Raw genomic sequence first — 24,272 nt, 5'->3', positions numbered from 1 at the left:
GGCCCCTTAGCGTGAGAGAAATCAAAGCGTTGCATTTGCGCAGAGCTGCGGCAACCGCCTCTCTGCGCTACGGTCAGTAGATTTCCGGCACCACCATGTTGTCCGGCACCGGGTTACGGTGGTACTCCGGGCTGCGTTTGCGCTGCGGCAGCGTGATGACGTTGCCTTCGGCTTCCTCATAAGGCACCTGCTGCAGCAGGTGGGTGATGCAGTTCAAGCGGGCCTTTTTCTTGTCGACGCCCTGAACCACCCACCAGGGCGCCTCGGCAATGTTAGTGCGCGCTAACATGATTTCTTTGGCCTCGGTGTAGTCTTCCCAGCGGCGGCGGCTTTCCAGATCCATCGGGCTGAGCTTCCACTGCTTGAGCGGATCGTGAATGCGGCTGAGGAAACGCAGCTCCTGCTCCTCATCGGTGATCGAAAACCAGTATTTGACGATTTGGATGCCGCTGCGCGTCAGCATTTTTTCGAATTCCGGCACGCTGCGGAAAAACTCCTCGTACTCTTCGTCGTTGCAAAAGCCCATCACGCGTTCCACGCCGGCGCGGTTATACCAGCTGCGGTCGAACAGCACCATTTCACCGGCGGCGGGCAGATGCGCGATATAGCGCTGAAAATACCACTGGGTGCGTTCGCGGTCGTTCGGCGCCGGCAGCGCCGCCACGCGGCAGGTGCGCGGGTTGAGACGCTGGGTGATGCGTTTGATCACGCCGCCCTTGCCGGCGGCGTCGCGGCCTTCGAAGAGGATCACCAGCCGGTGGCCGGTGCGCATCACCCAATCCTGCAGCTTCACCAGTTCGCCCTGCAGGCGTAGCAGTTCGCGGAAGTATTGTTTGCGCCAGGCTTTCTTCGCGTCGCTGTCGACTTCTGCCGCGTCGAAGCGCAGGTCGTCCAGCTCCATTTCCAGCTCTTCATCGTAGCTGTCGTAAAATTCTTGCAGCAGGCGCTGGTTGAAACCGTCATCGCGGTTGAATTCATGCATGGTCATCAGATTTTCTCCGTGTCAGCCCGGTGTTAGAAATGGTTGAAGATCCAGTACAGCACCGCCGACAGCAGTACCGAGGCCGGCAGCGTCAGCACCCAGGCCATCAGCAGATTGCGCAGGGTGGCCATCTGCAGGCCGGAGCGGTTGGCGGCCATGGTGCCGGCGATGCCGGACGAAAGTACGTGCGTGGTCGAAACCGGCAAACCGAAGGCGTCGGCCGCGCCGATGGTGGTCATCGCCACCAGTTCGGCGCTGGCGCCCTGGGCGTAGGTCAGGTGCGATTTACCGATCTTTTCGCCCACCGTCACCACGATGCGGCGCCAGCCAACCATGGTGCCGAGCCCCAGCGCAATCGCCACCACCACTTTCACCCAAAAGGGAATGAAGCGGGTGGCGTTGTCGAGTTCGCCTTTCAACGCGTCGAGGTTGCGCTGCGCATCGGGATTGATCTGCAACTGACGCTCTGCCTTCAGGTGCTTGATGGTCTCGGACGCCAGGTACATGTCATTACGGGTGTTCGACACCGCCTGCGCCGGGATCTTGTCGACCGAGCCGTACTGACGGATTTGATCGCCGATCGCGCCGGCCAGCTGCGCCAGCGCCGGCACCACCTCCGGCGTCAGTTCGCTGGTGCGCACATAGCCGGTCAGCACCTCGCGCGGCGGCGTTTGGCCGCCTGCCGGGAACTGGCGCAGCAGCTCGTTTTTGGTCACTTCCGCCAGCGCCGCCACCCGGGGGATCTGCTCCGGCGGCATCGAACGGTTCAGGGCGTAGGCGATCGGCATGGTGCCCACCAGGATCAGCATGATAAGGCCCATGCCTTTCTGCCCGTCGTTGGAGCCGTGGGCAAAGGAAACGCCGGTACAGGTGAGGATCAGCAATCCGCGGATCCACAGCGGCGGCGGGCTATTGTCTTTAGGCGCGCTGTACAGCTGGCGGTTCTTGACGAACAGCTTCAGCGCCAGCAGCAGCAGGCCGGCGAACACGAAGCCGATCACCGGCGACAGCAGCAGCGCGTAGCCCACCTTGATCGCCTGGCCCCAGTCCACGCCGCTGGTGCCGGTGCGGCCGTGGATCAGAGCGTTGGCCACGCCGACGCCGATAATCGAGCCGATCAGCGTATGCGACGACGAGGCGGGCAGCCCGAGCCACCAGGTGCCGAGGTTCCAGATGATGGCCGAGAACAGCAGGGCGTACACCATGGCGAAACCGTTGCCGGTGCCGGCCTGCAGGATCAGCTCAACCGGCAGCAGCGAAATGATGCCGAAGGCCACCACGCCGCTGGAGAGCAACACGCCGAGAAAGTTGAAGAAACCGGACCACACCACGGCGACCATCGGCGACAGCGAGTGGGTGTAAATCACCGTCGCGACCGCATTGGCGGTATCGTGGAAGCCGTTGACGAATTCAAAGCCCAGCGCGATCAGCAGCGCCAGCCCCAATAATAAAAACGGAATGTAACTGGTATAGACGGCGCCGGCGTCGCTGACGTCGTTAAATAAGTTCACCCCGGCAAACGCGATCCCCAGAATTAATAAGAACACAAAAAAAAGAACAGTGAGTCGACTGTTCTTTTGATGCAGCTTGGGCAGGCTGGATGCGGCCGGCACACCCGTTTGAACGGCGCTGTTATCGCTCATAATGACCTTCCTGAAAGGATTGAATGCGGTAGCTGTCGCCTGAAAAGTATTCTGAATGAATGTGGCCTTTTTATGACGAAAATATTAATCATCGGGAACGGCGAAAATCATTAACGCCGATAAATAAAGATTGTTATAACAGCGGGGACGGTCTTGGGTTAACGGCAACAGGCAGGATAAGGCGTTATGGTGCAACGGTTAGCGGAAAAGATGCACAAGCTTGATTTCGATGATGAAGTGACCGGGCTGATCTACGGCCATGTGTTTCGTTCCGGTGAGCCGCCGGCGCGCCTGAACTCGCAACAGGTCTGCCAGGCTTACCAGGCTTTGCCGTCCGGCGACGGCTTTGTCTGGCTGCACCTCAATCTCAACCACGCGGCGGCGGAGAAGTGGCTGAAAAACCATTTCGCCATTTCCGATTTTTTCTTCCATGAAATTCGGCATGGTTCCCACACGACGCGCATCGAGCGCCAGGGCGACGATCTGTTCGCGGTGCTCAACGACGTGATTTTCCACCCTGAGGACAGCAACCCGGAAACGGCGACGCTGTGGCTCTATTGCTGCCGTGGGCTGGTGGTCACCGTGCGTCACAAACCGGTGCGATTGATTGAACGGCTGCTTGGTCGCCTGACGGCGCTGGAGCTGGCGTCGTCTACCGAGCTGCTGGCGCACCTGCTGGAAGAGCAGGAGGACGTGCTGGAACAGGTGGTGCGGCAGGCTAACCAGTATGTTGATGCCATCGAGGATCGCTTGCTGACCCGCCGCGTCAAACGCAATCGCGCCGAGCTGGGGCGCATGCGCCGCATGTTATTGCGCTTTCAGCGCCTGTTGGCGCCGGAACCGGCCGCGCTGTTTCGGCTGTTGAACCGGCCGCCGGCCTGGCTGAGCCGCGAGGTGGTGCAAGATCTGCGGCAGTTTACCGAAGAGTTCACCGTGGTGTTGAACGATCTCGCCAGCCTGACCGAACGCATCCGGCTATTGCAGGAAGAGCTGGGCGCCAAGCTGATGGAGCAGAATAACCGCACGCTCTACACCCTGACGGTGATCACCGTGCTGGCGTTGCCGATCAACATCGTCGCCGGTTTCTTCGGCATGAACGTCGGGGGGATACCGCTGGCCAGCAATCACCACGGTTTTATCCTGCTGGTGTTGCTGGTCGGCAGTTTTACGCTGATCGCCGGTTATCTGGCGTTCAGGCGCCGGGACGAGTCGTAATTACAGGCGGGCGCGGTACTCTTCTTCCAGCCGGGCATGGGTGCTCCAGAACGGCTGCGGCGCCCGATCGTGCAGACGATCCAGCAGGATATCCAGATGGGTGTGCCAGCCGCCGGCGACGCTGAGCATCTCGTCGCGGTTGGCCAAGCGCCGGTGGGTGACCGTCAGCAGCACCGCGTTTCCCTGTTCCGTCAGTTCGAAGGTCACTTCGGAAGGGCGCCCCTGATCCTGTTCGGCCCAGGTAAAGCTCAGCAGGCGCGGCGGGAACAGGCAGGTGATGTGGCCGCGGTTGCTGACGCAGCCGCCGTGCTGTTTGTACTTGGCCGGCGGTTGCTCGTGCTCGCCCGCCAGATCGGAGTTGCGAAACTCCAGCTCCAGCGGCGCGCCGTTTTCCAACTTCATGGCGCCGGCCGCCAGCCAGGTGGCGCGCTTGTCGGATTCGGTCAGGTAAGCCCACACCCGCTCGATGGGGCCGGGCAGCAGCCGCTGGATGCGCAGCGTGCCGGGTTCGATAATCATGCCGTAATCATTCATGGTTCACTCCTTGGGAGGAAGCTGTTCGGGCTGCAGCAGCGCCTGTTCGAGCGCATCCAGCCGTTCAGTCCAGAAATGTTCATAGGTTTGCAGCCAGTGCATGGCCTGCGCCATAGGCTCGGGTTCGAGCCGGCAGATATGGTTTCTTCCTTGCACGGTGCGTTGCACCAGGCCCGCATGTTCCAGTGCTTTCACGTGCTTGGAGGCGCCGGCGAACGACATCTGCAACGGCGCGGCCAGTTCGCCGATGCTGCGCTCACCGCCGGCCAGCGCGCGTAACATCGAACGGCGGGTCGGGTCGGCCAGCGCATGAAAAATGGCGTCCAGCTGTGAGGAAGATAATTCAACCATATGGTTGAATATAGAACAGGCGGGCTAATATTCAACCGTTTTGTTGAATATTTTTTTGCCCCGGCGAGAAACCGGGGCGACGATCAGGCGCCGGCGTGCGCCAGCAGCGCGTTCAGCAATACGTCAGCGCCGGCGGCGGCCCAGGCGGGGGTGATATCTTCCCGCTCGTTGTGGCTGATGCCGTCCACGCAGGGAATGAAAATCATGGCGGTCGGGGCGACGCGGTTAAGGTAACAGGCATCGTGGCCGGCGCCGGAAATCATGTCGCGATGGCGATAGCCCAACGCTTGCGCGGCTTGACGTACGCTGTCGATGCAGCCCCGATCAAAAGCGATCGGGGGATACTGGAAGATGCGCTCGGCGCGCGCGGTCAGGCCGCCGCCGTTGACGGCGTTCACCGCCGCCAGCAGGCGCTGCTCCATCTGCTCCAGAATTGACTCCTCTGGATGGCGGAATTCGACGCTGAAAAAGACGCGCCCCGGCACCACGTTGCGTGAATTGGGGGTAATTTGCGCCATGCCCACCGTGGCGCGCGCGTCGGGCGCGAAATCCCAACCGATGCGGTTGACCGCCGTGACCAGCGCCGCAAAGCCCAGCAGGGCGTCGCGGCGGCGGTCCATCGGCGTGGTGCCGGCATGGGCGCTGAAGCCGACGACCTCCAGTTCATACCAGCGCTGCCCTTGTGCGGCGGTCACCACGCCGATGTCGAGATGCTCCGCTTCCAGAATCGGCCCCTGTTCGATGTGCAACTCGAAGGCGGCATGGATCGGCGTGCCGCCCACCGGATACTCGCCGGCGTAGCCGATGCGCTCCAGCGCCTCGCCGAGGCTGACGCCGTGCTCGTCGCGGCGCGTCAGACCGTATTCCAGGTCGAATACCCCGGCGAATACGCCGGAGGCGATCATCGCCGGCGCAAAGCGGGCGCCTTCTTCGTTGGTCCAGTTGATCACTTCAATCGCGCGTTCGGTGACGATCTGCCGATCGTTAAGGCTGCGAATAACCTCCAATCCGGCCAGCACGCCGTAGATGCCGTCGAAACGGCCGCCGCGGGGTTGCGAGTCGCCGTGAGAACCGGTGACAACCGGCGCCAGCTCGGGGCGCGCGCCTTCACGCCGCAGGAACATGTTGCCCATCCGATCGACGCGCACGCTGCAACCGGCCTCCAGCGCCCACCGGCGCAGCTGGTCGCGCGCCTGACGATCCTCTTCGCTGAGCGCCAGGCGGGTGACGCCGTTGTCAGCGATGGCGCCGAACTGCGCCATCGCCTGCAGGCTTTGCCACAGGCGCTCGCCGTTGACCCGATGCGTCATTGCTTTTCTCCCGGCGTTTTGGCTGCGTAACGGAAATCGCAGCAGGGAGCGCCGGACATGATGGTCTGGGTGCGCTGCAGTTCAACGTCAGGCGCATAGCCGACGATAAACTGGCTGTCGCGAGCGCAGGAGAGCAGGTGGCCGATGTCTCCCAACCCCATCTCATGATACATCTCGGCGTAGCGGCAGCGGGTGACGTTATAGTCGAAGTGCTGTTCGTCCTGATTGATCACCTCGACGCGCAACGCATCGTCTTTTTCCCACAGGTACTGCAAGGCGGCGAAGCTGCGCAGATCCGCGCCGTTCGGTTCCTGAGCGGCGAACTGTTTGCCCGCCGCGATGGCGGCATTCTCGATGGCTTCGCCGATCACCGCCTGAGCGCGCGTCTTGCCGATTTCACGCACCAGAATCTGGTAGATCGGTTTGATGATTTCCGCCTCGATCTTTCTGCGGGCCAGAATGCCCAATTCGTTATTTGCACAGCTCATCGCCTTGCTCCTCTTGATTTATTGTGGTTTGGCGCCGCCCAACACGGTTTGCGGCTGCCATTTGCCGTCGACTACCCGGTACAGGGTGAAGCTCGGCTGTTGCAGGTTGCCCTGCGCATCGAAGGCAATGGCGCCGGTCACGCCCTGATAATGTATGGCGCGCAGTTTTGGCAGATAATCGGCCGGGTTGGCCGAGCCGGCCTGTTCGATGGCGGCGATCAGCACACGGGTGGCGTCGTAGGCGAAGGGCGCATGCAGTTCGATGTGAGTGTGGTAACGATCGCGGTAGGCTTGCTCAAACGCCTTGCCGCCCGGCATCTGTTCCAGCGGCAGCCCCGGCTCCAACGCGACGACGCCTTCGCCTTCTTGCTGCGCCAGCGTCAGGAAGGTTTGGCTGACAAAGCCGCCGGCGCCCATCAGCTGCGCGTTCATGCCCAGCTGCTTCAGTTTGCGCGCCAGCGGCGCCGCCTGGGAATCTACGCCGCCGAAGAAGATCAGATCGGCGTTTTTGCTGCGCACGGTGGTCAGTACGGCGCTGAAATCGACGGTCTTGTCATCCACATACTCGCGGGCGACCGGCTGCACGCCCTGGGCCTGCAGCGATTTGATGAACTCGTCCGCCAGCCCCTGGCCGAAAGCGGTGCGATCGTCGATCACCGCGATGCGCTGGGCTTTCAGCGTTTTCACCGCATATTGCCCGGCATAGTTGCCGCCGTCGTCGTCGTGGCCCATCACGCGAAAGCTGGTGTCAAAACCCTGTTGCGTATAGCCGTGACCGGTGGCGACCGGCGCCACCTGGGCGATGCCGGCGTCGTGATAGATGCGCGCCGCCGGGATGCTGGTGCCGGTGTTCCAGTGGCCGACCACGCCGGCGACGCCTTCGTCGACCAAACGCTGCGCCACGGCCACGGCGGTGCGCGGGTCGGACTGGTCGTCCTCGGACACCAGTTTGAAGGTGACCGGTTTGCCGTTCAGCGTCGGTTTCTGCGCGTTAGCGTCGGCGATCGCCAGTTGCGCGCCGTTTTCGAGATCTTTGCCGATGCGCGCGGAAGGGCCGGTCAGCGGCCCGGCCAGGCCGATCAGCACGGTGTCGGCCGCCAGCGCCGGGAGGCTAAGAATCATTGTCATGGCGGCCAGCGCCAACGGTTTGATGCGAATGCTCTGTTGCATGTCATACTCCTGGTGCGGTTAAAAGAAACAACGGTTATTCACCCAAATAGATCTGTTTGATTTTTTCATCGTCCAGCATCTCGGCGGAACGGCCGCTGTGGCTCAGGCTGCCGCTGTCCAACACGTAGGCGCGATCGGTGGACTCCAGCGCCAGGCGCGCGTTCTGCTCGACCAATAGCAGCGTGACGCCGTCACGGGCTAACTGCTTGATGACCGTGAAAATGGCTTCCACCACAATCGGCGCCAGCCCCATCGAGGGTTCGTCCAATATCAGCAGCCGCGGGCGGCTGAGCAGCGCGCGGCCCATCGCCACCATCTGCTGTTCACCGCCCGAAAGCAGCCCGGCCGGTTGGTGCAGGCGCTCGCTCAGCCGCGGGAAGGTGGCGCACACCCGTTCGAAATCTTGCCGCACCGCCGATTTGTCACGCCGCGCATAGGCGCCGAGCTGCAGATTTTCCCGCACCGTCAAACGGGTGAAAATGCCGCGTCCCTCAGGCACCATCACCAGCCCCCGTTGCAGCAACCGGTGCGGCGGCGCGCCGCGAATCGAGCAACCGTCGAACAGGATGTCGCCTTCGAACGGCTGCAGGCCGGTCAGCGCTCGCAGGCTGGAGGTCTTGCCCGCGCCATTGGCGCCGATCAGCGTCACCTGTTCGCCGGCGTTCACCGTGAAATCGATGCCTTTGACCGCATGAATGCCGCCATAAGACACTTTGAGACGTTTAACGCTCAGCAGGGCTTCAGACATGCGCGCCGCCTCCCAGATAGGCCTGAATGACCGCCGGTTCGCGCCGCACCTGCGCCGGTTCGCCTTCGGCGATCGCTTTGCCGTAGTCCAGCACCGTCAGGCGATCGCACAGGCCCATCACCAGCTTGACGTCGTGTTCGATCAGCAGCAGCGTTTTGCCGCTGTCGCGGATGCGCAGCAGCAGCTCGCGCAGCGCTACTTTTTCACCGGCGTTCATGCCGGCCGCCGGCTCGTCCAGCGCCAGCAACCGGGGTTCGGTCGCCAGCGCGCGGGCAATCTCCAGGCGGCGTTGGTGGCCATAGGCGAGATCGCCGGCGCGGTAATGGGCGAATTGGCTGATGCCGACGTACTCCAGCAGCGCATGGGATTTATCGCGCACCGCCTGTTCCTCTGCCTTGGCGCGCCGGTGGCGAGCGATCGCCGCCCACAGGCCGTTGCGGGTGCGCACGTGGCAGCCGACCATCACATTTTCCAGCACGCTCATTTCGTTGAACAACCGCAGGTTCTGGAAGGTGCGGGCAATGCCGGCCTGCGCCACTTTGTCGATCGCCTGGGGTTTATAGCGCTGGCCCAACAGGCTGAACTCGCCTTCATCGGCGCGATACAGGCCGGTGATCAGGTTGAAGCAGGTGGTTTTGCCGGCGCCGTTCGGCCCGATCAGGCCGTAGATTTCCCCTTGGCGGATGCTCATGCTGACGTCATCCACCGCCGTCAGGCCGCCGAAGCGTTTGCTGACGTGATTTAAAGCAAGCAGCGGCGTCATGCGGCGGTCCTCCCGGCATGGCGAGCCGGCCACAGGCCCGCCGGGCGATACAGCATCACCAGGATCAGCGCCAGGCCGTAAAACAGTTGGCGGATGATTTCCGGATCGATCAGCACCTGGCCGAACAGCGCCTGCTGCAGCGGTCCCATGCTGCTGCGCAGCAGCTCCGGCAGGGCGGCCAGCAGCAGCGCGCCCAGGATCACGCCGGGGATGTGCCCCATGCCGCCGAGCACCACCATCGCCAGTACGGCGATCGATTCCTGCAGGGTGAACGATTCCGGCGACACGAAGCCCTGAAACGCGGCGAACAACGCGCCGGCCACGCCGCCGAAGGTGGCGCCGATAGCGAAGGCCAGCAGCTTGAAGTTGCGGGTGTTGATGCCCATCGCCCGCGCGGCGTCCTCATCTTCGCGGATCGCTGTCCACGCACGGCCGATGCGCGAGTTTTGCAACCGCAGGCTGATGAACAGGATCGCCAGCAGCAGCGCGGCGAACAGATAGTAATAGAGGTACAGGCCGGAAAAACGCACGCCGAACCACTCGTGCATGCCGGAAAACCTCAGGCCGAACAGGCTGACCGGGTCAATGCCAGAAATGCCTTTGGGGCCGTTGGTGAGATTGACCGGACGATCGAGGTTGCGCATCAAAATGCGCACGATCTCGCCGAATCCCAACGTGACGATCGCCAGATAGTCGCCGCGCAGCCGCAGCGTCGGCGCGCCGAGCAGGATGCCGCATACCGCCGCCAGCAGCGCCGCCAGCGGGATCAGCCACAGCATCGGCAGATGCAGCCCGTCGGGGAACCACTGCAGCAGCAGCGGGAACTGTTGCGTCAGATGCGGTGACGACAGCAGCGCGGCGAGATAGGCGCCGACCGCGTAAAAGGCGATAAAGCCCATGTCCAGCAACCCGGTCATGCCCACCACGATGTTCAGCCCGAGCGCCAGCATCAGATACAGCAGGGCGAAGTCGACGACCCGCACCCAGTAGTTGCCGCCGGCGGCGCCCGCCACCCAAGGCGCCAGCAGCAGGGCGAGAATGAACAGCGTCAGCCCCAGCCCGGCGCGACGCGGCGTGGTCAGAGGAACGGGGGGAGTCAAAACGGTCATCGTGATGTCCTTATGCGCGCGTGGCGATGCGTTCGCCCAACAGCCCGGAGGGGCGGAAGACCAGCACGGCGATCAGCACCAGAAACGCGAACACGTCCTGGTAGTTGCTGCCGAACACGCCGCCGGTCAGCTCGCCGAGATAGCCGGTGCCCAGCGATTCGAACAGACCCAGCAGCAAACCGCCAAGCATCGCGCCGCGCAGGTTGCCGATGCCGCCGAGCACGGCGGCGGTAAACGCCTTGATGCCCGGCAGAAAGCCCATCGAGAAACCGGCGTTGCCGTAGTTGCTGGCCATCATGATGCCGGCCACCGCCGCCAACGCGCCGCCGAGCGCGAAGGTCAGAACGATGATGCGGTCAGGACTGATGCCCATCAGGCCGGCGACCTGCGGGTTTTCCGCCGTGGCGCGCATGGCGCGGCCGAAACGGCTGTGTTCGACCAGCAGCCAGAGGCCGGCCATCACCGCCACGGCCACCGCCAGCGTGACGATCGCCGTGCCGGTGATCACCGCCGGCGCATGTTCGGCGCTGCCTGCGGTCAGGGCAATGGGCGCCATCGGCAACAGCTGCGGAAACATCAGGGGATTGCGTGACCAGATCAGCATCGCCAGGGTTTGCAGCAGCAGTGACACGCCGATGCCGCTGATCAGCGGGGCCAGGCGCGGCGCATTACGCAGCCGGCGATAGGCCAGGCGCTCGATCGCCATCGAGGTGATGGCGCAGATAGCCATGGCGAACAGGGCCGCCAGCAGCAGCGTGGCGTAGGGCGGTAAAGCGGAAAAGTGGTGCTGCAACACCCCGATCGCCGACAGCGCGCTCAGCGCCCCGACCATCAGCACGTCGCCGTGCGCGAAGTTGATGATGCGCAGGATGCCGTACACCATGGTGTAGCCGAGCGCGATCAGCGCATAAATGCTGCCGAGCATCAAACCGTTGACGGTTTGCTGTACCAGCGTATCCATAAGGAGAGTCCGGAGATAATGAGTCAGAGGCTCACAGTAGAGAATTTAAAAAAATTGTAAAATACGGAAAAATACTTTCTTATATAAAAAACGAGTGTGTTTAATACATTGATTTTTATGTATATTAAATCCATTCCTTCAGTGTCCATTTCCCAAAAACAGTCAATATATGAAAAAAACAGAACAGTATGATGAGCCGTTGCCGATGCTGCCGAACGATCCGCCGCTGCGCGCCGTGCGGGCGTTCGAGGCCATCGCGCGCCTGGGGGGGATCAGCGCGGCGGCTAACGAGCTGATGATTTCGCCTTCGGCGGTCAGTCATCAACTCAAAACGCTGGAGGCATTTTTGCAGATGCCGTTGACCGAACGGCAGGGGCGTAACCTGGTGTTGCGCAGCGAGGGGCGGGAGTACTACCGTTCGATTCGCTCGGCGTTCAACGTGCTGCGCCAGGCGACCGAACACGTGCGTGAACAATCCGCGTCGCGGCAGGTGACCATCAGTCTGATCCCGCTGTTCGGCATGGGGTGGTTCATTCCGCGGCTGCGCGGCTTTCTGCGTGAAAATCCGGATATCGACATCAATGTGGTCTACGCCAACCACCGCAATTACCTGAGCGACGCCGCCGATCTGTCGATCCGCTTCGGGGTCGGGCAGTGGACCGGCTATCGCAGCGAGAAGCTGATGTCCGGCAAAATGGTGCCGGTGTGCAGCCGGGCATTTAGTAAACTGCACGGTTTGCTCGATACGCCGGATCAACTGGCGACGCTGCCGCTGCTGCACGACGAGGAACGCAATACCTGGATGCAATGGTTTCAGCAGGCCGGGGTCAAGCGCCCGCCGCGCAGTATCGGCCCGATGTTCGAGGATGGATTGTTGACGTTGGCGGCGGTACAGGCGGGATTAGGGTGCGCGTTGATGCGTGAACCGTTAATCGCCCAGTACCTTGAGAGCGGTGAGTTGATCAAAATGTTCGATCTGCCGATCGATGACGGCCGCGATTATTACCTGTGCGCTCGGCTGGATAGTGAGCTGTCGCAGGAGGGCGAAAATCTGCGGCAGTGGCTGCGCCGTGAGGCGGCGGCTCAGAACGCCGGGGCATAATCTACAACCAACGCGTCTTTCAGCAGGTGACGGCTTTGCAGTAGAGTGCCGGTTCCTCTGTAGCGATAAGGTATGACGATGCTGTTCGATTTAAACCAGCAGGCGGCCGAACTGCCCGAGGCTTGGCGTTCCTCCGTGCTGGGCCGCGTCGGTGCGGCCAACATCAAAGTGCTGCGTATGGATGCGCGCAGCATTGCGGATGAAGTGCATGATTACAGCGAAGGGTTGCTGGTGATCAGCGGCCACCTGCGGCTGCAGGTGGCGGGGGAAGAGGTGGTGGTGCGGGCCGGCCAGCTGTATCAGGCCGAGGCCGGCGTACCGCACCGCGTATTGCCGGGCAGCGAAGGCACGCTGGTGATTGTCGATCTGCCGGAGGATTAAGCGTCGCCCAGTACCGTCAGCGCCACCTTTACCGCATCCAATAGTCGCGTTTCAGTGACGCCGTCACGCGCCTGAATCGACAGCCCGTGCAGGAAGACGGCGAAGTAGTCCCCCAGGCTGTCAGCGTCGGTGTCGGCGGGCAATTCACCGGTTTGCACCGCCTGCCGCAGCCGTTCGACGATCTGCTGCGTACGTTGCAACCGATGCTCTGCCAGCCAGGTTTTGAGCCCATCGTTTTCCGCACTGACGCTGGCGGCGGCGGAGACCACCATGCAGCCCTGCGGCAGATCCGGCCGACTGTAGAGGCGCACGGCATCTTCCAGCATACGTTGGATCGCCGGGCGAATGCCGCTTTCCTGTGCGAAGGCGCGATCGGCGAAGCCGCCTTCCTCGGCTTCGTAACTGGCGATCGCCTCGCGGAACAGCTGTTCTTTGGAGCCGAACGCCTTGTAGATGCGCGCGGAAGCAATGCCCAATTCCGCCACCAGATCCGACATCGAGGTGCCTTCGTAACCTTGCCGCCAGAATAAGTTTCGCGCCTTCAAGAGCGCCTGTTCGCGATCGAACTCACGCGGTCTGCCTGCCATTCGCTGCTCCAATTTACCTGTCATTCAGCGACATAGGATCGCTTAAATCGACGGGAATACCAATGTCTTTATAAATTTCGCTTGCGGTCAATTCGCTTTGCTCCTATTGTTTGTCAATCGACAACCAATAGGAGTTTACGATGAAAACCCTCAAAGGTCCAAGCCTGCATCTCGCGCAGTTCAGCGATGAGACAGCGCCGTTCAACAGCCTGCCGGCCATCGCCGAGTGGGCGGCGCAAACCGGGTTTACCGCCTTGCAGATCCCGGCCTGGGATCGGCGTTTATTCGACGTGGCCACCGCCGCGGAAAGCCAAACTTACTGCGACGATCTGACCGGGATGTTGGCGGAGCAGGGGTTGGTGGTCAGTGAATTGACCAGCCATATCTTCGGCCAGCTGATGGCGGTACACCCGGCTTACGATGCGCTGTTTGACAGCTTCGCGCCGCCGGCGCTGCAGGGCAATCCGCAGGCGCGCGGCGAGTGGGCGCGGCAGCAAATGCTGCTGGCGGTGAAGGCGTCGGCGCGGCTCGGGCTCAGCGAGCTGGGCACCTTTTCCGGTTCGCTGGCCTGGCCCTATCTGTTCCCGTTCCCACAGCGCCCGGAAGGATTGATCGACACCGCGTTCGACGAACTCGCCAAACGCTGGCTGCCGGTGCTCGATGCCTGCGAAGAACAGGGCATCAACCTGTGTTATGAAATTCACCCGAGTGAGGATCTGCACGACGGCGTGACGTTCGAGAGGTTTCTTGAGCGCGTCGGCAACCACCCGCGTTGCCGGGTGCTGTTCGATCCGAGCCATATGGTGCTGCAGCAGCTTAACTATCTGGAATTTATCGATATCTATAAGGATGTTATCGGCATGTTCCACGTCAAGGACGCCGAGTTCAATCCGACCGGTCGCCAGGGCATTTACGGCGGCTATCAATCCTGGGTCGATCGTGCCGGCCGTTTCCGCTCGTTGGGCGACGGCCAGGTCGATTTCAACGGCATCTTTTCGCGCCTGACGCAGTACGGCTATTTGGGCTGGGCGACGCTGGAGTGGGAATGTTGCCTGAAAAATCCGCAGGACGGCGCGCGCGAAGGCGCGGCCTTCATTCGCGATCGCATTATCCGCGTCACCGACAAAGTGTTCGACGACTTCGCCGGCGCGCCGGTCAACCCACAACAGATCAATGCCTTGCTCGGCATTCGCTGAGCCTTAACCTTTCAGGGAGTCACCCCATGCAATATCGACAGAACGAGATCCCGTTGGCGGATCTCGCGGCGGAACACGTCTATCTCCAGGTCAACGGCCGGCGCATTCACTGCGTGGTGGCCGGTGAAGGGCGGCCGGTACTGCTGATCCCCGGCTGGCCGCAAACCTGGTACACCTGGCGCCATGTGATGCAAGCGCTGGCGGCGGCCGGTTTTCAGGCGATCGCCGTCGATCCGCCGGGCATCGGCGATTCTGACAAGCCCGCTGGCGGCTACGACACCGGCAGCATCGGCGCGGCGCTGCACGCGATGATGTTGCTGCTGGGCCATGAGCGTTACCAACTGGTCGGCCACGACATCGGCATGTGGATCGGTTACGCCATGGCGAGCGACTTCCCGCAGGCGGTGGAGCGTCTGGTGCTGACGGAGGCGGTGATCCCCGGGCTGGCGCCGCCGCCGCCGATTTTCGTCGCGCCGGAGGAGAATATCTTCCTGTGGCATTTCATGTTCAACCAGCTGACGGATTTGCCGGAGGCCCTGACCCAGGGGCGCGAGCGGGAGTATCTTGGCTATATCTTCAACCGCTGGTCCTATCGGCGCGATCGGATAGCGGCGCAGGTGTATATCGCCGCCTATTCGGCGCCGGGCGGCCTGCGCGCCGGATTCGACTATTACCGAGCGATCCCGGAAACCGTTCGCCAGAACCGGCTGCGCGCCGCTACGCCCTTGACGATGCCGGTGTTGACGGTGGGAGCGGAGCACGCCACCGGCGATGCGCCGCTGACCACGCTTCGGGGCAATGCGCACGATCTGCGAGGCGAAACGGTCGCCGGCTGCGGGCATTTCATCACCGAGGAGTGTCATGAGGCGTTTATCGCGCTGATTACGCCGTTCCTGGCGGGAGAGCAGCATGCCGCTTGATGAACGCATCGCCGCCTTTTTGACGGCGTCGGCCGCCGTGCCGCCGCCCGCTTCGCTGGCGGCAATGCGCGCGGCCACGGAAACCGGTTTACGCCAGCTGCAGGGCGAGGCGGAACCGAGCGGCGGCGTCAGGGACTATACGGTGGTCACCGCCGATGGACACCGGATGACGCTGCGCGCCTATCTACCGGCGGGGGAAAACGGCGCGAACGCGCAGCCGGCGATGCTGTTCGCCCACGGCGGCGGCTGGTGCCTCGGCTCACTGGCGTTGTACGATCGGCCCTGTCAGGCGTTGGCTAACGCCACCGGCCGGGTGATCCTGTCGGTTGACTATCGTCTGGCGCCGGAATACCCGTTTCCACAGCCGCTGGAAGATGTCTATCAGGCGCTCTGCTGGGTGGCGCAACGGGCGCCGCAGTTGGGGATTGACGCGAAGCGCCTGGCGGTGGGCGGTGATAGCGCCGGGGGCAATCTGGCGGCGGCGGTCGCACTGTTGGCGCGGGATCGCGGCGGCCCGTACATTGAACGTCAACTGCTGTTGTACCCGGCGCTCAGCCGCGAAATGGCGACGAAGAGCTATCGCGAGTTTGCCGAGGAGCACTTTCTGACGCGCGACGCGATGGTGTTCTGTTGGCAGCAGTATCTGGGCCAGCGGCGCGATCCCGGCGCGGAACCGTTGCATGCCGCCACGCTGCGCGGATTGCCGCCGGCCGCCATCCTGAGCTGCGAATATGATCCGCTGCGCGATGAGGCCGAACAGTATGCACAGCGGCTGCGTGAGGCGGGGGTGACCGTGCGCTGCGAACGGTTGCCGGGCATGGTGCATGCCTGCATTCACATGCTGGGGCTGACCCCGGCGGCGCGGCGGCTGTTCGAACTGGCTCGCGAGTAAAAAAAAGCCCCGCATTGCGGGGCTTCTGGCTATTCATCCGCCGGGCGATTATCGGCCGGCGACGGTGACAAAGCGCGTTTCCAGGTAGGACTCGATCGCTTCGCTGCCGCCTTCGGTGCCGTGACCGGAGTCTTTCACGCCGCCAAACGGCGTTTCCGGCAGGCCGAAACCGATGTGGTTGATGCTCAGCATGCCGCTCTCCACGTCGCGCCCCAGCGCATTGACGGTGGCGATGTTGCGGCTGTAAGCGTAGGCGGCCAGGCCGTACGGCAGGCGGTTGGCTTCGGCGATCGCCTCGTCATAAGTGGCGAACGGGCGCAGCAGGGCGACCGGGCCAAACGGCTCTTCCGACATGGCGCGTGCGCTCAGCGGCACATCACGCAGCACCGTCGGTTCGAAGAAGTTGCCTTTGCCCGCCACGCGTTTGCCGCCGGTGCTGGCCTTCGCCCCATGGGCGATAGCGTCCTGCACCAGCGCCTCGATATTGTCGACGCTGCGGCTCAGCACCATCGGCCCCATCGTCACGCCGTCTTCCAGCCCGTTGCCGAGCTTGAGCTCACGCACGGCGGCGGTAAATTTCTCCACGAAGGCCTCGTAAACGCCTTGCTGGATCAGGAAGCGGGTCGGGGCGATACAGACCTGGCCGGCGTTGCGGAACTTGGACTGCGCCAGCTCTTTGGCCGCCGCGTCGAGATCGGCGTCGTCGAAGATCAGCACCGGCGCGTGGCCGCCCAGCTCCATGGTGGCCTTTTTCATATGCTGGCCGGCCAGCGCCGCCAGATGCTTGCCCACGCGGGTGGAGCCGGTGAAGGAGATCTTGCGAATGGTCGGATGCGGGATCAGGTATTCCGAGATTTCCGCCGGGGTGCCGTACACCAGCGCGATCACCCCGGCTGGGATACCGGCGTCGGCGAAGGCTTTGATCAGCTCTGCCGGTGAGGCCGGCGTTTCTTCCGGGCCTTTGACGATGATGGAACAGCCCGCCGCCAGCGCGGCGGACAGCTTGCGCACGATCTGGTTAATCGGGAAGTTCCACGGCGTGAAGGCGGCTACCGGGCCGACCGGCAGTTTCAGGGTTTGCTGCTGCACGTCGCGAGCGCGGGACGGAATAATCTGCCCGTAGGTACGGGTGGCTTCGCCGGCGAACCAGTCGATAACGTCGGCGGCGTTGAGAATCTCGATTTTGGCCTGCGCCACCGGCTTACCCTGTTCCTGCGTCATGATGGCGGCGATGGCGTCGGCGCGTTCGCGCAGCAGCGCAGCGGCTTTACGCATCAGGTTGGCGCGCTGGTGCGCGGCGGTGTCGCGCCAGACGTTAAACCCGCGCGCGGTGGCGGCCAACGCCAGATCGAGATCCTCTGTGGCGGCGTGCGCCACCTGACCGATTACCTCGTCGCTGGCGGGGTTGGTGACAGGCAGGGTTTTCCCGGCCAGCGCATTGCGCCATTGTCCATCGATATACAGTTGAGTATCCGGATACATTGTTGCCTCTTGTTTGCGGAGTGGTCAGGGGCCGCTGAGTTTCGCGATGCGGCGCGCCTGAATGGGACAGGGACCTTAACCCTACGCCGAATGGCGGCGATCGTCCAGGCGAGGGGCACGAAAGGACCAGAGCGGCTACTCAATCGGCGATGTTTTGGCTATGCTGAGCAGATTGTCAGCACGGATGAGGAGGTCGGGTGCAAGGGGTACCACAACAGTTTCCGTTCGAAAAGGATTGCGCGCAGTTCCGGCATTTGTCGCATCTGCCCGGCGTCGAACTCTATCAGGCGCATATCGAACGCTATGCCTTCGAGCCGCATACCCATGACGCCTTCGCCATCGGCACCGTGGATGCCGGGGCGGAGCGTTTTCGCTATCGCGGGGCGCAGCACCTGGCTGCGCCGGGCGCGCTGGTGCTGATGAATCCTGATGAGCTGCATACCGGCGAAGCCGAAACGCCGGGCGGTTGGTGTTACCGCATGCTCTATCTGGCGCCCGAGGCGCTGGAGCAGCTGTCCGGCGATCGGAGCCAGTGGTTTACCGAGGCGGTGCGCCACGATCCGCGGGCGGCGCAGCGCCTGTCCGCCATTCTCGCCACGCTGTGGCAAACTGACGATCCGCTCACGCTCGATGGCCTGCTGCTGGAGGCCGTCGAGCTGTTGCACCCGCACATCCGCACCGGGCAGCGGGAAAAAGCCGAGGCGGCGCACCGTTTCGAGGTGGTGAAAAGCTATCTGCGCGATAACTTCGCCGAGGCCGTGACCCTTAACCAACTGGCCGAGCTGGTGTCGCTCAGCCCGTACCATTTCCTGCGCAAGTTCAAGGCCGAATACCACGTCTCGCCGCAGCAGATGCTGATGGCGATCCGGCTGTCGCAGGCCAAACGCATGCTGGAGCGCGGCATGCCCGCCGCACAGGTGGCGGCGGCGGCGGGGTTGACCGATCAGGCGCACCTGACGCGCGCCTTCGCCAATCGTTACGGTGTCACGCCGGTGCGTTTCCAGAAACAGGTGAAATTGGGCTAAAACAGCAACCTGCTACAATAATTCCTCCCCGCGTTTTCGCTACTCTGCCGCTGTCTTGTCGGGCGGGTTGGCCGCGCCGGCCGTTTGTCGGAGTCGTTATGTTCATTGGCGTTGTGTTTGCCCTGGCCGCCGGGCTGATGTGGGGACTGATTTTCGTCGGCCCGCTGCTGGTGCCGGACTATCCCGCCGCGCTGCAGTCCACCGGGCGCTATCTGGCCTTTGGGCTGATTACCTTGCCGCTGGCGTGGTTTGATCGTCGCCGTCTGCGCAAGCTGCGGCGTCAGGATTGGCTGGAAGCGCTCAAGCTGACGGCCATCGGCAATCTGCTGTACTACCTGTGCCTGGCCAGCGCCATTCAGCGCACCGGGGCGCCGGTGTCGACCATGATCATCGGCACCTTGCCGGTGGTGATCGCCATTTGCGCCAATCTGTTTTACGGCCGGCATGACGGGCGCCTGGCCTGGGGCCAGCTGGCGCCGGCGCTGCTGCTGATCGTCTGCGGGTTAGCGTGCGTGAACGTCGCCGAGCTGCGCGGCAATGCGGTGCCGATCGACGGCTGGCGCTATCTCAGCGGTCTTGGGCTGGCCGTGTTGGCGGTGGCGTGCTGGACCTGGTTCCCGCTGCGCAATTCACGCTGGCTGCGGGAGAATCCGACGCAGCGGCCGGGCACCTGGGCCACGGCGCAAGGGCTGGTGACGCTGCCGCTGGCGCTGCTGGGCTATCTGGCGGTCTGCGGCCAATTGGCGCTGAGCGAACCGGCGTTCGCCTTGCCGTTCGGCCCGCGCCCCGAGGTGTTTATCCCGCTGATGCTGGTTATTGGCGTGTTCTGCTCCTGGCTGGGGGCGCTGTGCTGGAACGAAGCCAGCCAGCGGCTGCCGACGGTGTTGGTGGGGCCGCTCATCGTGTTCGAAATTCTGGCGGGGTTGGCCTATACCTTTCTGCTGCGCCAGGCCTGGCCGCCGCTGCTGACGCTGGCCGGCATCGTCTGTCTGATCGCCGGCGTGGTGTACGCCATGCGCATCAAGCCGCAGCCGGTGGTGGTGGCGCTGGAAGACAAACCGAGATAACGCCCGCCGTGGCGGCGGGCGTGAGGGTTAACGCTTGCTGTGGTGAATGATCTCTTCGGCCACGTTGCGCGGCGCTTCGGCGTAGTGACTGAATTCCATGGTGTAGGTGGCGCGGCCCTGCGACATCGAACGCAGGGTGGTCGAGTAACCGAACATCTCGGACAGCGGCACCTTGGCGCGAATCTCCTTGCCGCCGCCGCCCGGGATCTCTTCCATGCCCTGCACCAGACCGCGGCGTGAGGAGAGGTCGCCCATCACGTTGCCGGCGTAATCTTCCGGCGTTTCCACTTCCACCGACATGATCGGCTCAAGGATCACCGGATCCGCCAGACGGCAGGCGTCCTTGAAGCCGAAGATCGCCGCCATGCGGAACGCCTGTTCCGACGAGTCGACGTCATGGTAAGAACCGAAGGTCAGGTGCACCTTGACGTCCACCACCTGATAACCGGCCAGCACGCCGTTGTTCAGCGCCTCGGCCACGCCTTTTTTCACCGCCGGGATAAACTCGCCGGGAATGACGCCGCCCTTGATTTCATCGAAGAACTCGAAGCCTTTGCCGGGTTCGTTCGGCTCGACGGTCAGCACCACGTGGCCGTATTGCCCTTTACCGCCGGACTGGCGCACGAACTTGCCTTCCACGTCGGCCACCCGTTTGCGGATGGTTTCGCGGTACGACACCTGCGGCTTGCCGGTGGTGGTTTCCACCCCGAACTCGCGGCGCATGCGATCGACGATGATCTCCAGGTGCAGCTCGCCCATGCCGTAGATAAGGGTCTGGCCGGATTCTTCATCGGTACGCACGCGGAACGACGGATCTTCCGAAGAGAGCCGCTGCAGCGCGATGCCCATTTTCTCCTGATCGCCCTTGGTTTTCGGCTCGATCGCCTGGGCGATCACCGGTTCGGGGAAGGTCATGCGCTCCAGCGTAATGATGGCGCCAGGGTCGCACAGCGTATCGCCGGTGGTGACGTCCTTCAGGCCGACGCAGGCGGCGATGTCGCCGGCGTGCAGCTCGTCGATGTCCTTACGATCGTTGGCATGCATTTGCACGATGCGGCCGATGCGTTCCTTTTTGCCCTTGATCGGGTTGTAAACGCTGCTGCCTTTGGCCAGCACCCCGGAGTAGACGCGCACGAAGGTGAGTTGGCCGACGAACGGATCGGTCATCAGCTTGAACGCCAGCGCCGAGAATTTTTCATTATCGTCGGCTTTGCGGGTGATGATTTCATCGTGTTCGCCGTGGCCTTCCATCGGCGGCACGTCGAGCGGCGAGGGCATCAGCTCGATCACCGCGTCCAGCATGCGCTGCACCCCCTTGTTGCGGAACGCCGACCCGCACAGCATCGGCTGAATTTCGCCGGCGACGGTGCGCACCCGCAGCCCGTGAACGATCTCCTCTTCGCTCAGCGGCACCTGGTTAAGGTATTTCTCCATCAGTTCTTCCGAGGCTTCGGCGGCGGCCTCAATCATATTTTCACGCCACTCCTGCGCCGAGTCGCGCAGCTCTGCCGGGATCTCTTCGAAGCTGAAGTTCATGCCCTGCGAGGCTTCGTCCCACAGAATGGCTTTCATCCGCACCAGATCCACCACGCCGCTGAAATGGTCTTCGGCGCCGATAGGAATAACGATCGGCACCGGATTGGCTTTGAGGCGCTCGATCATCATTTTGCGTACGCGGAAAAAGTCCGCGCCGATGCGGTCCATCTTGTTGACGAACGCCAGCCGCGGCACCTTGTACTTGTTGGCCTGCCGCCAGACGGTTTCCGACTGCGGCTGCACGCCGCCCACCGAGTCATAGACCATCACGGCGCCGTCCAGCACGCGCATCGAGCGCTCCACTTCAATGGTGAAATCGACGTGCCCGGGGGTGTCGATGATATTGATGCGGTGCTGCGGATAATTATGCTGCATGCCGTTCCAGAAGCAGGTGGTGGCCGCCGAGGTGATGGTGATGCCGCGCTCCTGTTCCTGCGCCATCCAGTCCATGGTCGCCGCGCCGTCATGCACTTCACCCAGCTTGTGGCTGACCCCGGTGTAAAACAGAATCCGCTCGGTGGTGGTGGTCTTGCCGGCATCGATATGCGCGGAGATGCCGATATTGCGGTAACGTTCGATAGGGGTGGTGCGAGCCATAATCAACCTTTCTTAGCCGCGTGAAGGAGAGCGGCTTAAACAGCATGGATAATGGTGATAATCCTCATAGGGTTATCCGCCGGATCGCAGAGCCTCGCTCTGGTCACAAACTAATCGTAGTTGAAGGCGTTGGTTTTTTTAAGCGATGGCTGTGATAGATGAAAGTTTGCACGCAGGCGAAGAAAGGGCGAAAAAAAGGCCCGTAACGGGCCTGTTGTCGAGCGGCGCGTTCGCCGCTTATTTGCGTCCCAGCAAGAAGCCGAAAACGATGCCGACCGCCGCCGCAACGGCTACGCCGGCCAGCGGGTTGGCTTCCACCTGGGTTCTTACGCTATCCGCCGCGTCTCGGGCGGCATAGCTGGCCTGGGAGGCGTATTTGCGCGCCGCGCCGCGCACCTGATGCTCCGGCGAATCAACGGCTTTGCCGAACGCTTCTTGTACCGCGCCTGCGGCTTCATTGGCTTTGTCTTCCGCTTTTCCAAACATGCTGCTCTCCTGTTCCTTGTGGGTTAACGAACCCTAAGCCTAGCAGGTGAATGGCATTTTTTGCAGCATTCTGTGCGTTATAAGATCAATCTGAGCAAAGAAAAGTCTTTCCATACGCGCGGCGTCGGCTTCACCCGCGCGTTTTTTTATGTTCTATTGGCTAGCGGTTTAACCGAGAATCTTTACCCTTTGACCGATTCGTTGAGTTGAAAGGACTCCCCATGTCAGTACTGCGTATTCTGGCGCTGCTCGCCGCGACCGCCGCCGCGTTGCCCGCCCTGGCCAAGCCGGCGGCTCACGGCACGGCGGTCGAGAACGGCATTCGTTGGCAATCTTGTCTCAACAGCGGTTTTCAGCGCTGGTTCGATGAGGCGCCGCCGCCGGGGCTGCGCTGCGGTTACCTCGAGGTGCCGTTAGCCTACGCCACGCCGCCCGCCCATGCGGCGCAGGCGGGCGAACAGACCGTGCGTCTGGCGCTGACCCTGCAGCCCGCCACCGGGCCGAAAAAGGGCAGCGTAGTAATGATCAGCGGTGGACCGGGCCTGCCGGGCATCAACCCCTATCTGGGCAACGACGCCCATGTCGCCAAGCTGCGAAAATCCTACGACATCATCGGTTACGATCCGCGCGGCGTCGGTCAGTCGACGCCGAAAATCTCCTGCCAGCTGGCCGAAGGCGACGAAACCCCGACGCCGGACGACAACGACGTGGCCGGTGCGGAGAATCAGACGCGCGCCCTGATTGCCGCCTGCATCAAACAAACCGGCGCGGACGTGTTGCAACACATCGGCACCGACGAGGCGGTCAACGATCTGAACGCAATCCGCCACGCGCTGGGCGAACCGGGGCTGACGGCGGTGGCGTACTCTTACGGCACCAAGGTGGCGGCGCTGTATGCCGAACGTTTTCCGAAGAAAACGCGCGCGCTGGTGTTGGACGGGGTGGTGGATCTGGCGGAGGACGATTTCACCCAGCGGCTGAACCAGGAACGGGGGTTTCAGCAAAGCTTCCTGCGCTTCGCCGCCTACTGCGGCAAAACCGACAGCTGCCAGCTGGGCGGCGGCGCCAATCAGGCGCTGCAGCGCTACCATGCCTTACTGCGCAAGCTGCACGATCAACCGTTCGTTACCGCCGCGGGGTATGAAATCTCCGCCGACGATGTGCTGACGGTCACGCGTTCGCTGCTGCTGTGGCCGGAGCGCTGGCATGAGCTGGCGACCGTGCTGCGTCAACTCGATGCCGGCATCGCCGGGCAGCAGGTTTCCGATCTGATTGACGAAAGTTATTCGCCGGATGCCGATGACGCCCTGAACGTCATCACCTGCGCCGACGTCGCCAACCCGACGGCCGATCCGCAGCAGTTGCGCAGGCAGCGGCAGGAGATCAATACCGCCGCTTTGTACGCTCACTACCTGCCGCTACACGAGTATCCGCTGGAAATGTGCGATCTATGGCCGTACCGCGGCAAAGATCGGCCGCACACCCCGGTGGCGTCCGCCGCGCTGCCGCCGCTGCTGTTCGTCGCCCAGCGCTACGATCCGACCACGCCATACCGCAACGCCCAGGTGATGGCCGCCGCCTTTAAAAGCCCGCTGATCACCCGCGAACGCGACGGACATACGCTGGCACTGAACGGTATCGACAGCTGCGTTGACGAAAGCGTGGTGGATTATCTGCTGGCGCCGAAAAAGCCGCGCCGCGACAAGATTTGCCGCTGAGAAGGCCGG

24 protein-coding genes are annotated in these 24,272 nt (G+C 62.8%); 9 read left to right on the top strand and 15 right to left on the bottom strand.

Translation table 11 applies throughout. The features are described 5' to 3' along the window. Positions 1–73: 73 nt before the first annotated feature. Complete coding sequence (gene ppk2 / locus ACP39K_RS01575) at positions 74–988, bottom strand: polyphosphate kinase 2 (protein WP_016927613.1); 915 nt, start codon at positions 986–988, stop codon at positions 74–76. 26 nt (positions 989–1,014) lie between these two features. Next, complete coding sequence (locus tag ACP39K_RS01570; RefSeq protein ID WP_016927614.1) at positions 1,015–2,625, bottom strand: inorganic phosphate transporter; 1,611 nt, start codon at positions 2,623–2,625, stop codon at positions 1,015–1,017. Positions 2,626–2,811: 186 nt separating this feature from the next. Here ACP39K_RS01570 and ACP39K_RS01565 point away from each other — a divergent pair, with 186 nt between their 5' ends. Further along, a complete protein-coding gene (locus tag ACP39K_RS01565; protein ID WP_016927615.1) occupies positions 2,812–3,840 on the top strand; it encodes a transporter in 1,029 nt (342 codons plus the stop codon). Here the strand turns inward: ACP39K_RS01565 and ACP39K_RS01560 are convergent, their stop codons facing one another. The 9 genes from ACP39K_RS01560 to ACP39K_RS01520 form a co-directional block, all read right to left on the bottom strand. Continuing rightward, positions 3,841–4,374: an SRPBCC family protein gene (locus ACP39K_RS01560; protein ID WP_016927616.1), complete on the bottom strand. Its 534-nt coding sequence runs from the start codon at positions 4,372–4,374 to the stop codon at positions 3,841–3,843. It lies immediately after the preceding gene. Between the two features lie 3 nt (positions 4,375–4,377). After that, entirely contained in the window at positions 4,378–4,725 is a 348-nt protein-coding gene (locus ACP39K_RS01555) for an ArsR/SmtB family transcription factor (protein WP_004938187.1), read from the bottom strand. A gap of 83 nt (positions 4,726–4,808) precedes the next feature. Then, entirely contained in the window at positions 4,809–6,035 is a 1,227-nt protein-coding gene (locus ACP39K_RS01550; RefSeq protein WP_197787716.1) for a Zn-dependent hydrolase, read from the bottom strand. Beyond that, on the bottom strand, positions 6,032–6,523 hold the full coding sequence (locus ACP39K_RS01545; RefSeq protein ID WP_033640201.1) for an L-2-amino-thiazoline-4-carboxylic acid hydrolase: 492 nt from the start codon (positions 6,521–6,523) through the stop codon (positions 6,032–6,034). Before ACP39K_RS01545 ends, ACP39K_RS01550 begins: the two co-directional genes overlap by 4 nt. Positions 6,524–6,541: 18 nt before the next feature. Beyond that, complete coding sequence (locus tag ACP39K_RS01540; protein ID WP_370531000.1) at positions 6,542–7,651, bottom strand: branched-chain amino acid ABC transporter substrate-binding protein; 1,110 nt, start codon at positions 7,649–7,651, stop codon at positions 6,542–6,544. 76 nt (positions 7,652–7,727) lie between these two features. Beyond that, on the bottom strand, positions 7,728–8,441 hold the full coding sequence (locus ACP39K_RS01535) for an ABC transporter ATP-binding protein (protein WP_016927620.1): 714 nt from the start codon (positions 8,439–8,441) through the stop codon (positions 7,728–7,730). Further along, positions 8,434–9,204 carry an ABC transporter ATP-binding protein gene (locus tag ACP39K_RS01530; protein WP_033640204.1) on the bottom strand — a complete coding sequence of 257 codons (771 nt, stop codon included), beginning with the start codon at positions 9,202–9,204 and terminating at the stop codon, positions 8,434–8,436. The genes ACP39K_RS01535 and ACP39K_RS01530 overlap by 8 nt, the downstream gene beginning before the upstream one ends. Next, positions 9,201–10,313, bottom strand: a complete 1,113-nt coding sequence (locus ACP39K_RS01525) for a branched-chain amino acid ABC transporter permease (protein ID WP_033640205.1) — start codon at positions 10,311–10,313, stop codon at positions 9,201–9,203. The genes ACP39K_RS01530 and ACP39K_RS01525 overlap by 4 nt, the downstream gene beginning before the upstream one ends. Positions 10,314–10,323: 10 nt before the next feature. Continuing rightward, complete coding sequence (locus ACP39K_RS01520; protein WP_060444732.1) at positions 10,324–11,274, bottom strand: branched-chain amino acid ABC transporter permease; 951 nt, start codon at positions 11,272–11,274, stop codon at positions 10,324–10,326. Positions 11,275–11,443: 169 nt separating this feature from the next. On the opposite strand from ACP39K_RS01520, the gene ACP39K_RS01515 reads away from it, so the two are divergent. Both ACP39K_RS01515 and ACP39K_RS01510 read left to right on the top strand, forming a co-directional pair. Beyond that, positions 11,444–12,376, top strand: coding sequence for a LysR substrate-binding domain-containing protein (locus ACP39K_RS01515; RefSeq protein WP_033640207.1), 933 nt, complete (start codon positions 11,444–11,446; stop codon positions 12,374–12,376). A gap of 78 nt (positions 12,377–12,454) precedes the next feature. Further along, positions 12,455–12,757, top strand: a complete 303-nt coding sequence (locus ACP39K_RS01510; RefSeq protein ID WP_060444733.1) for a cupin domain-containing protein — start codon at positions 12,455–12,457, stop codon at positions 12,755–12,757. Here ACP39K_RS01510 and ACP39K_RS01505 read toward each other — a convergent pair. Next, positions 12,754–13,344, bottom strand: a complete 591-nt coding sequence (locus tag ACP39K_RS01505; protein ID WP_016927626.1) for a TetR/AcrR family transcriptional regulator — start codon at positions 13,342–13,344, stop codon at positions 12,754–12,756. The genes ACP39K_RS01510 and ACP39K_RS01505 overlap by 4 nt on opposite strands. A gap of 140 nt (positions 13,345–13,484) precedes the next feature. On the opposite strand from ACP39K_RS01505, the gene ACP39K_RS01500 reads away from it, so the two are divergent. The 3 genes from ACP39K_RS01500 to ACP39K_RS01490 are packed head-to-tail and all read left to right on the top strand — an operon-like array spanning position 13,485 to position 16,352. Then, complete coding sequence (locus tag ACP39K_RS01500) at positions 13,485–14,540, top strand: sugar phosphate isomerase/epimerase family protein (protein ID WP_089184653.1); 1,056 nt, start codon at positions 13,485–13,487, stop codon at positions 14,538–14,540. A 26-nt stretch (positions 14,541–14,566) separates the two neighbouring features. After that, the gene (locus tag ACP39K_RS01495; RefSeq protein ID WP_497008253.1) at positions 14,567–15,460 is read left to right on the top strand and encodes an alpha/beta fold hydrolase; all 894 of its coding nucleotides are present in this window, start codon (positions 14,567–14,569) and stop codon (positions 15,458–15,460) included. Beyond that, on the top strand, positions 15,450–16,352 hold the full coding sequence (locus ACP39K_RS01490; RefSeq protein ID WP_497008252.1) for an alpha/beta hydrolase: 903 nt from the start codon (positions 15,450–15,452) through the stop codon (positions 16,350–16,352). Before ACP39K_RS01495 ends, ACP39K_RS01490 begins: the two co-directional genes overlap by 11 nt. A gap of 48 nt (positions 16,353–16,400) precedes the next feature. Here ACP39K_RS01490 and ACP39K_RS01485 read toward each other — a convergent pair whose 3' ends face one another. Further along, positions 16,401–17,834, bottom strand: coding sequence for an NAD-dependent succinate-semialdehyde dehydrogenase (locus ACP39K_RS01485; protein WP_016927630.1), 1,434 nt, complete (start codon positions 17,832–17,834; stop codon positions 16,401–16,403). Positions 17,835–18,031: 197 nt separating this feature from the next. On the opposite strand from ACP39K_RS01485, the gene ACP39K_RS01480 reads away from it, so the two are divergent. Both ACP39K_RS01480 and ACP39K_RS01475 read left to right on the top strand, forming a co-directional pair. Further along, entirely contained in the window at positions 18,032–18,859 is an 828-nt protein-coding gene (locus tag ACP39K_RS01480) for an AraC family transcriptional regulator (protein WP_016927631.1), read from the top strand. A gap of 98 nt (positions 18,860–18,957) precedes the next feature. Next, positions 18,958–19,926 carry a DMT family transporter gene (locus tag ACP39K_RS01475; protein WP_497008251.1) on the top strand — a complete coding sequence of 323 codons (969 nt, stop codon included), beginning with the start codon at positions 18,958–18,960 and terminating at the stop codon, positions 19,924–19,926. Between the two features lie 27 nt (positions 19,927–19,953). Here the strand turns inward: ACP39K_RS01475 and fusA are convergent, their stop codons facing one another. Continuing rightward, complete coding sequence (gene fusA, locus ACP39K_RS01470) at positions 19,954–22,059, bottom strand: elongation factor G (protein WP_089184651.1); 2,106 nt, start codon at positions 22,057–22,059, stop codon at positions 19,954–19,956. Positions 22,060–22,296: 237 nt separating this feature from the next. Then, a complete protein-coding gene (locus ACP39K_RS01465; RefSeq protein ID WP_016927634.1) occupies positions 22,297–22,545 on the bottom strand; it encodes a CsbD family protein in 249 nt (82 codons plus the stop codon). Between the two features lie 221 nt (positions 22,546–22,766). Here ACP39K_RS01465 and ACP39K_RS01460 point away from each other — a divergent pair, with 221 nt between their 5' ends. Then, positions 22,767–24,263 carry an alpha/beta hydrolase gene (locus tag ACP39K_RS01460; protein ID WP_115116978.1) on the top strand — a complete coding sequence of 499 codons (1,497 nt, stop codon included), beginning with the start codon at positions 22,767–22,769 and terminating at the stop codon, positions 24,261–24,263. The last annotated feature ends 9 nt before the right edge of the window (positions 24,264–24,272 follow it).

Source organism: Serratia sp. EC4 (assembly GCF_059652115.1).
Note: the sequence above shows the minus strand (reverse complement) of the source record. Positions and strands in the feature narration are given on the sequence as shown.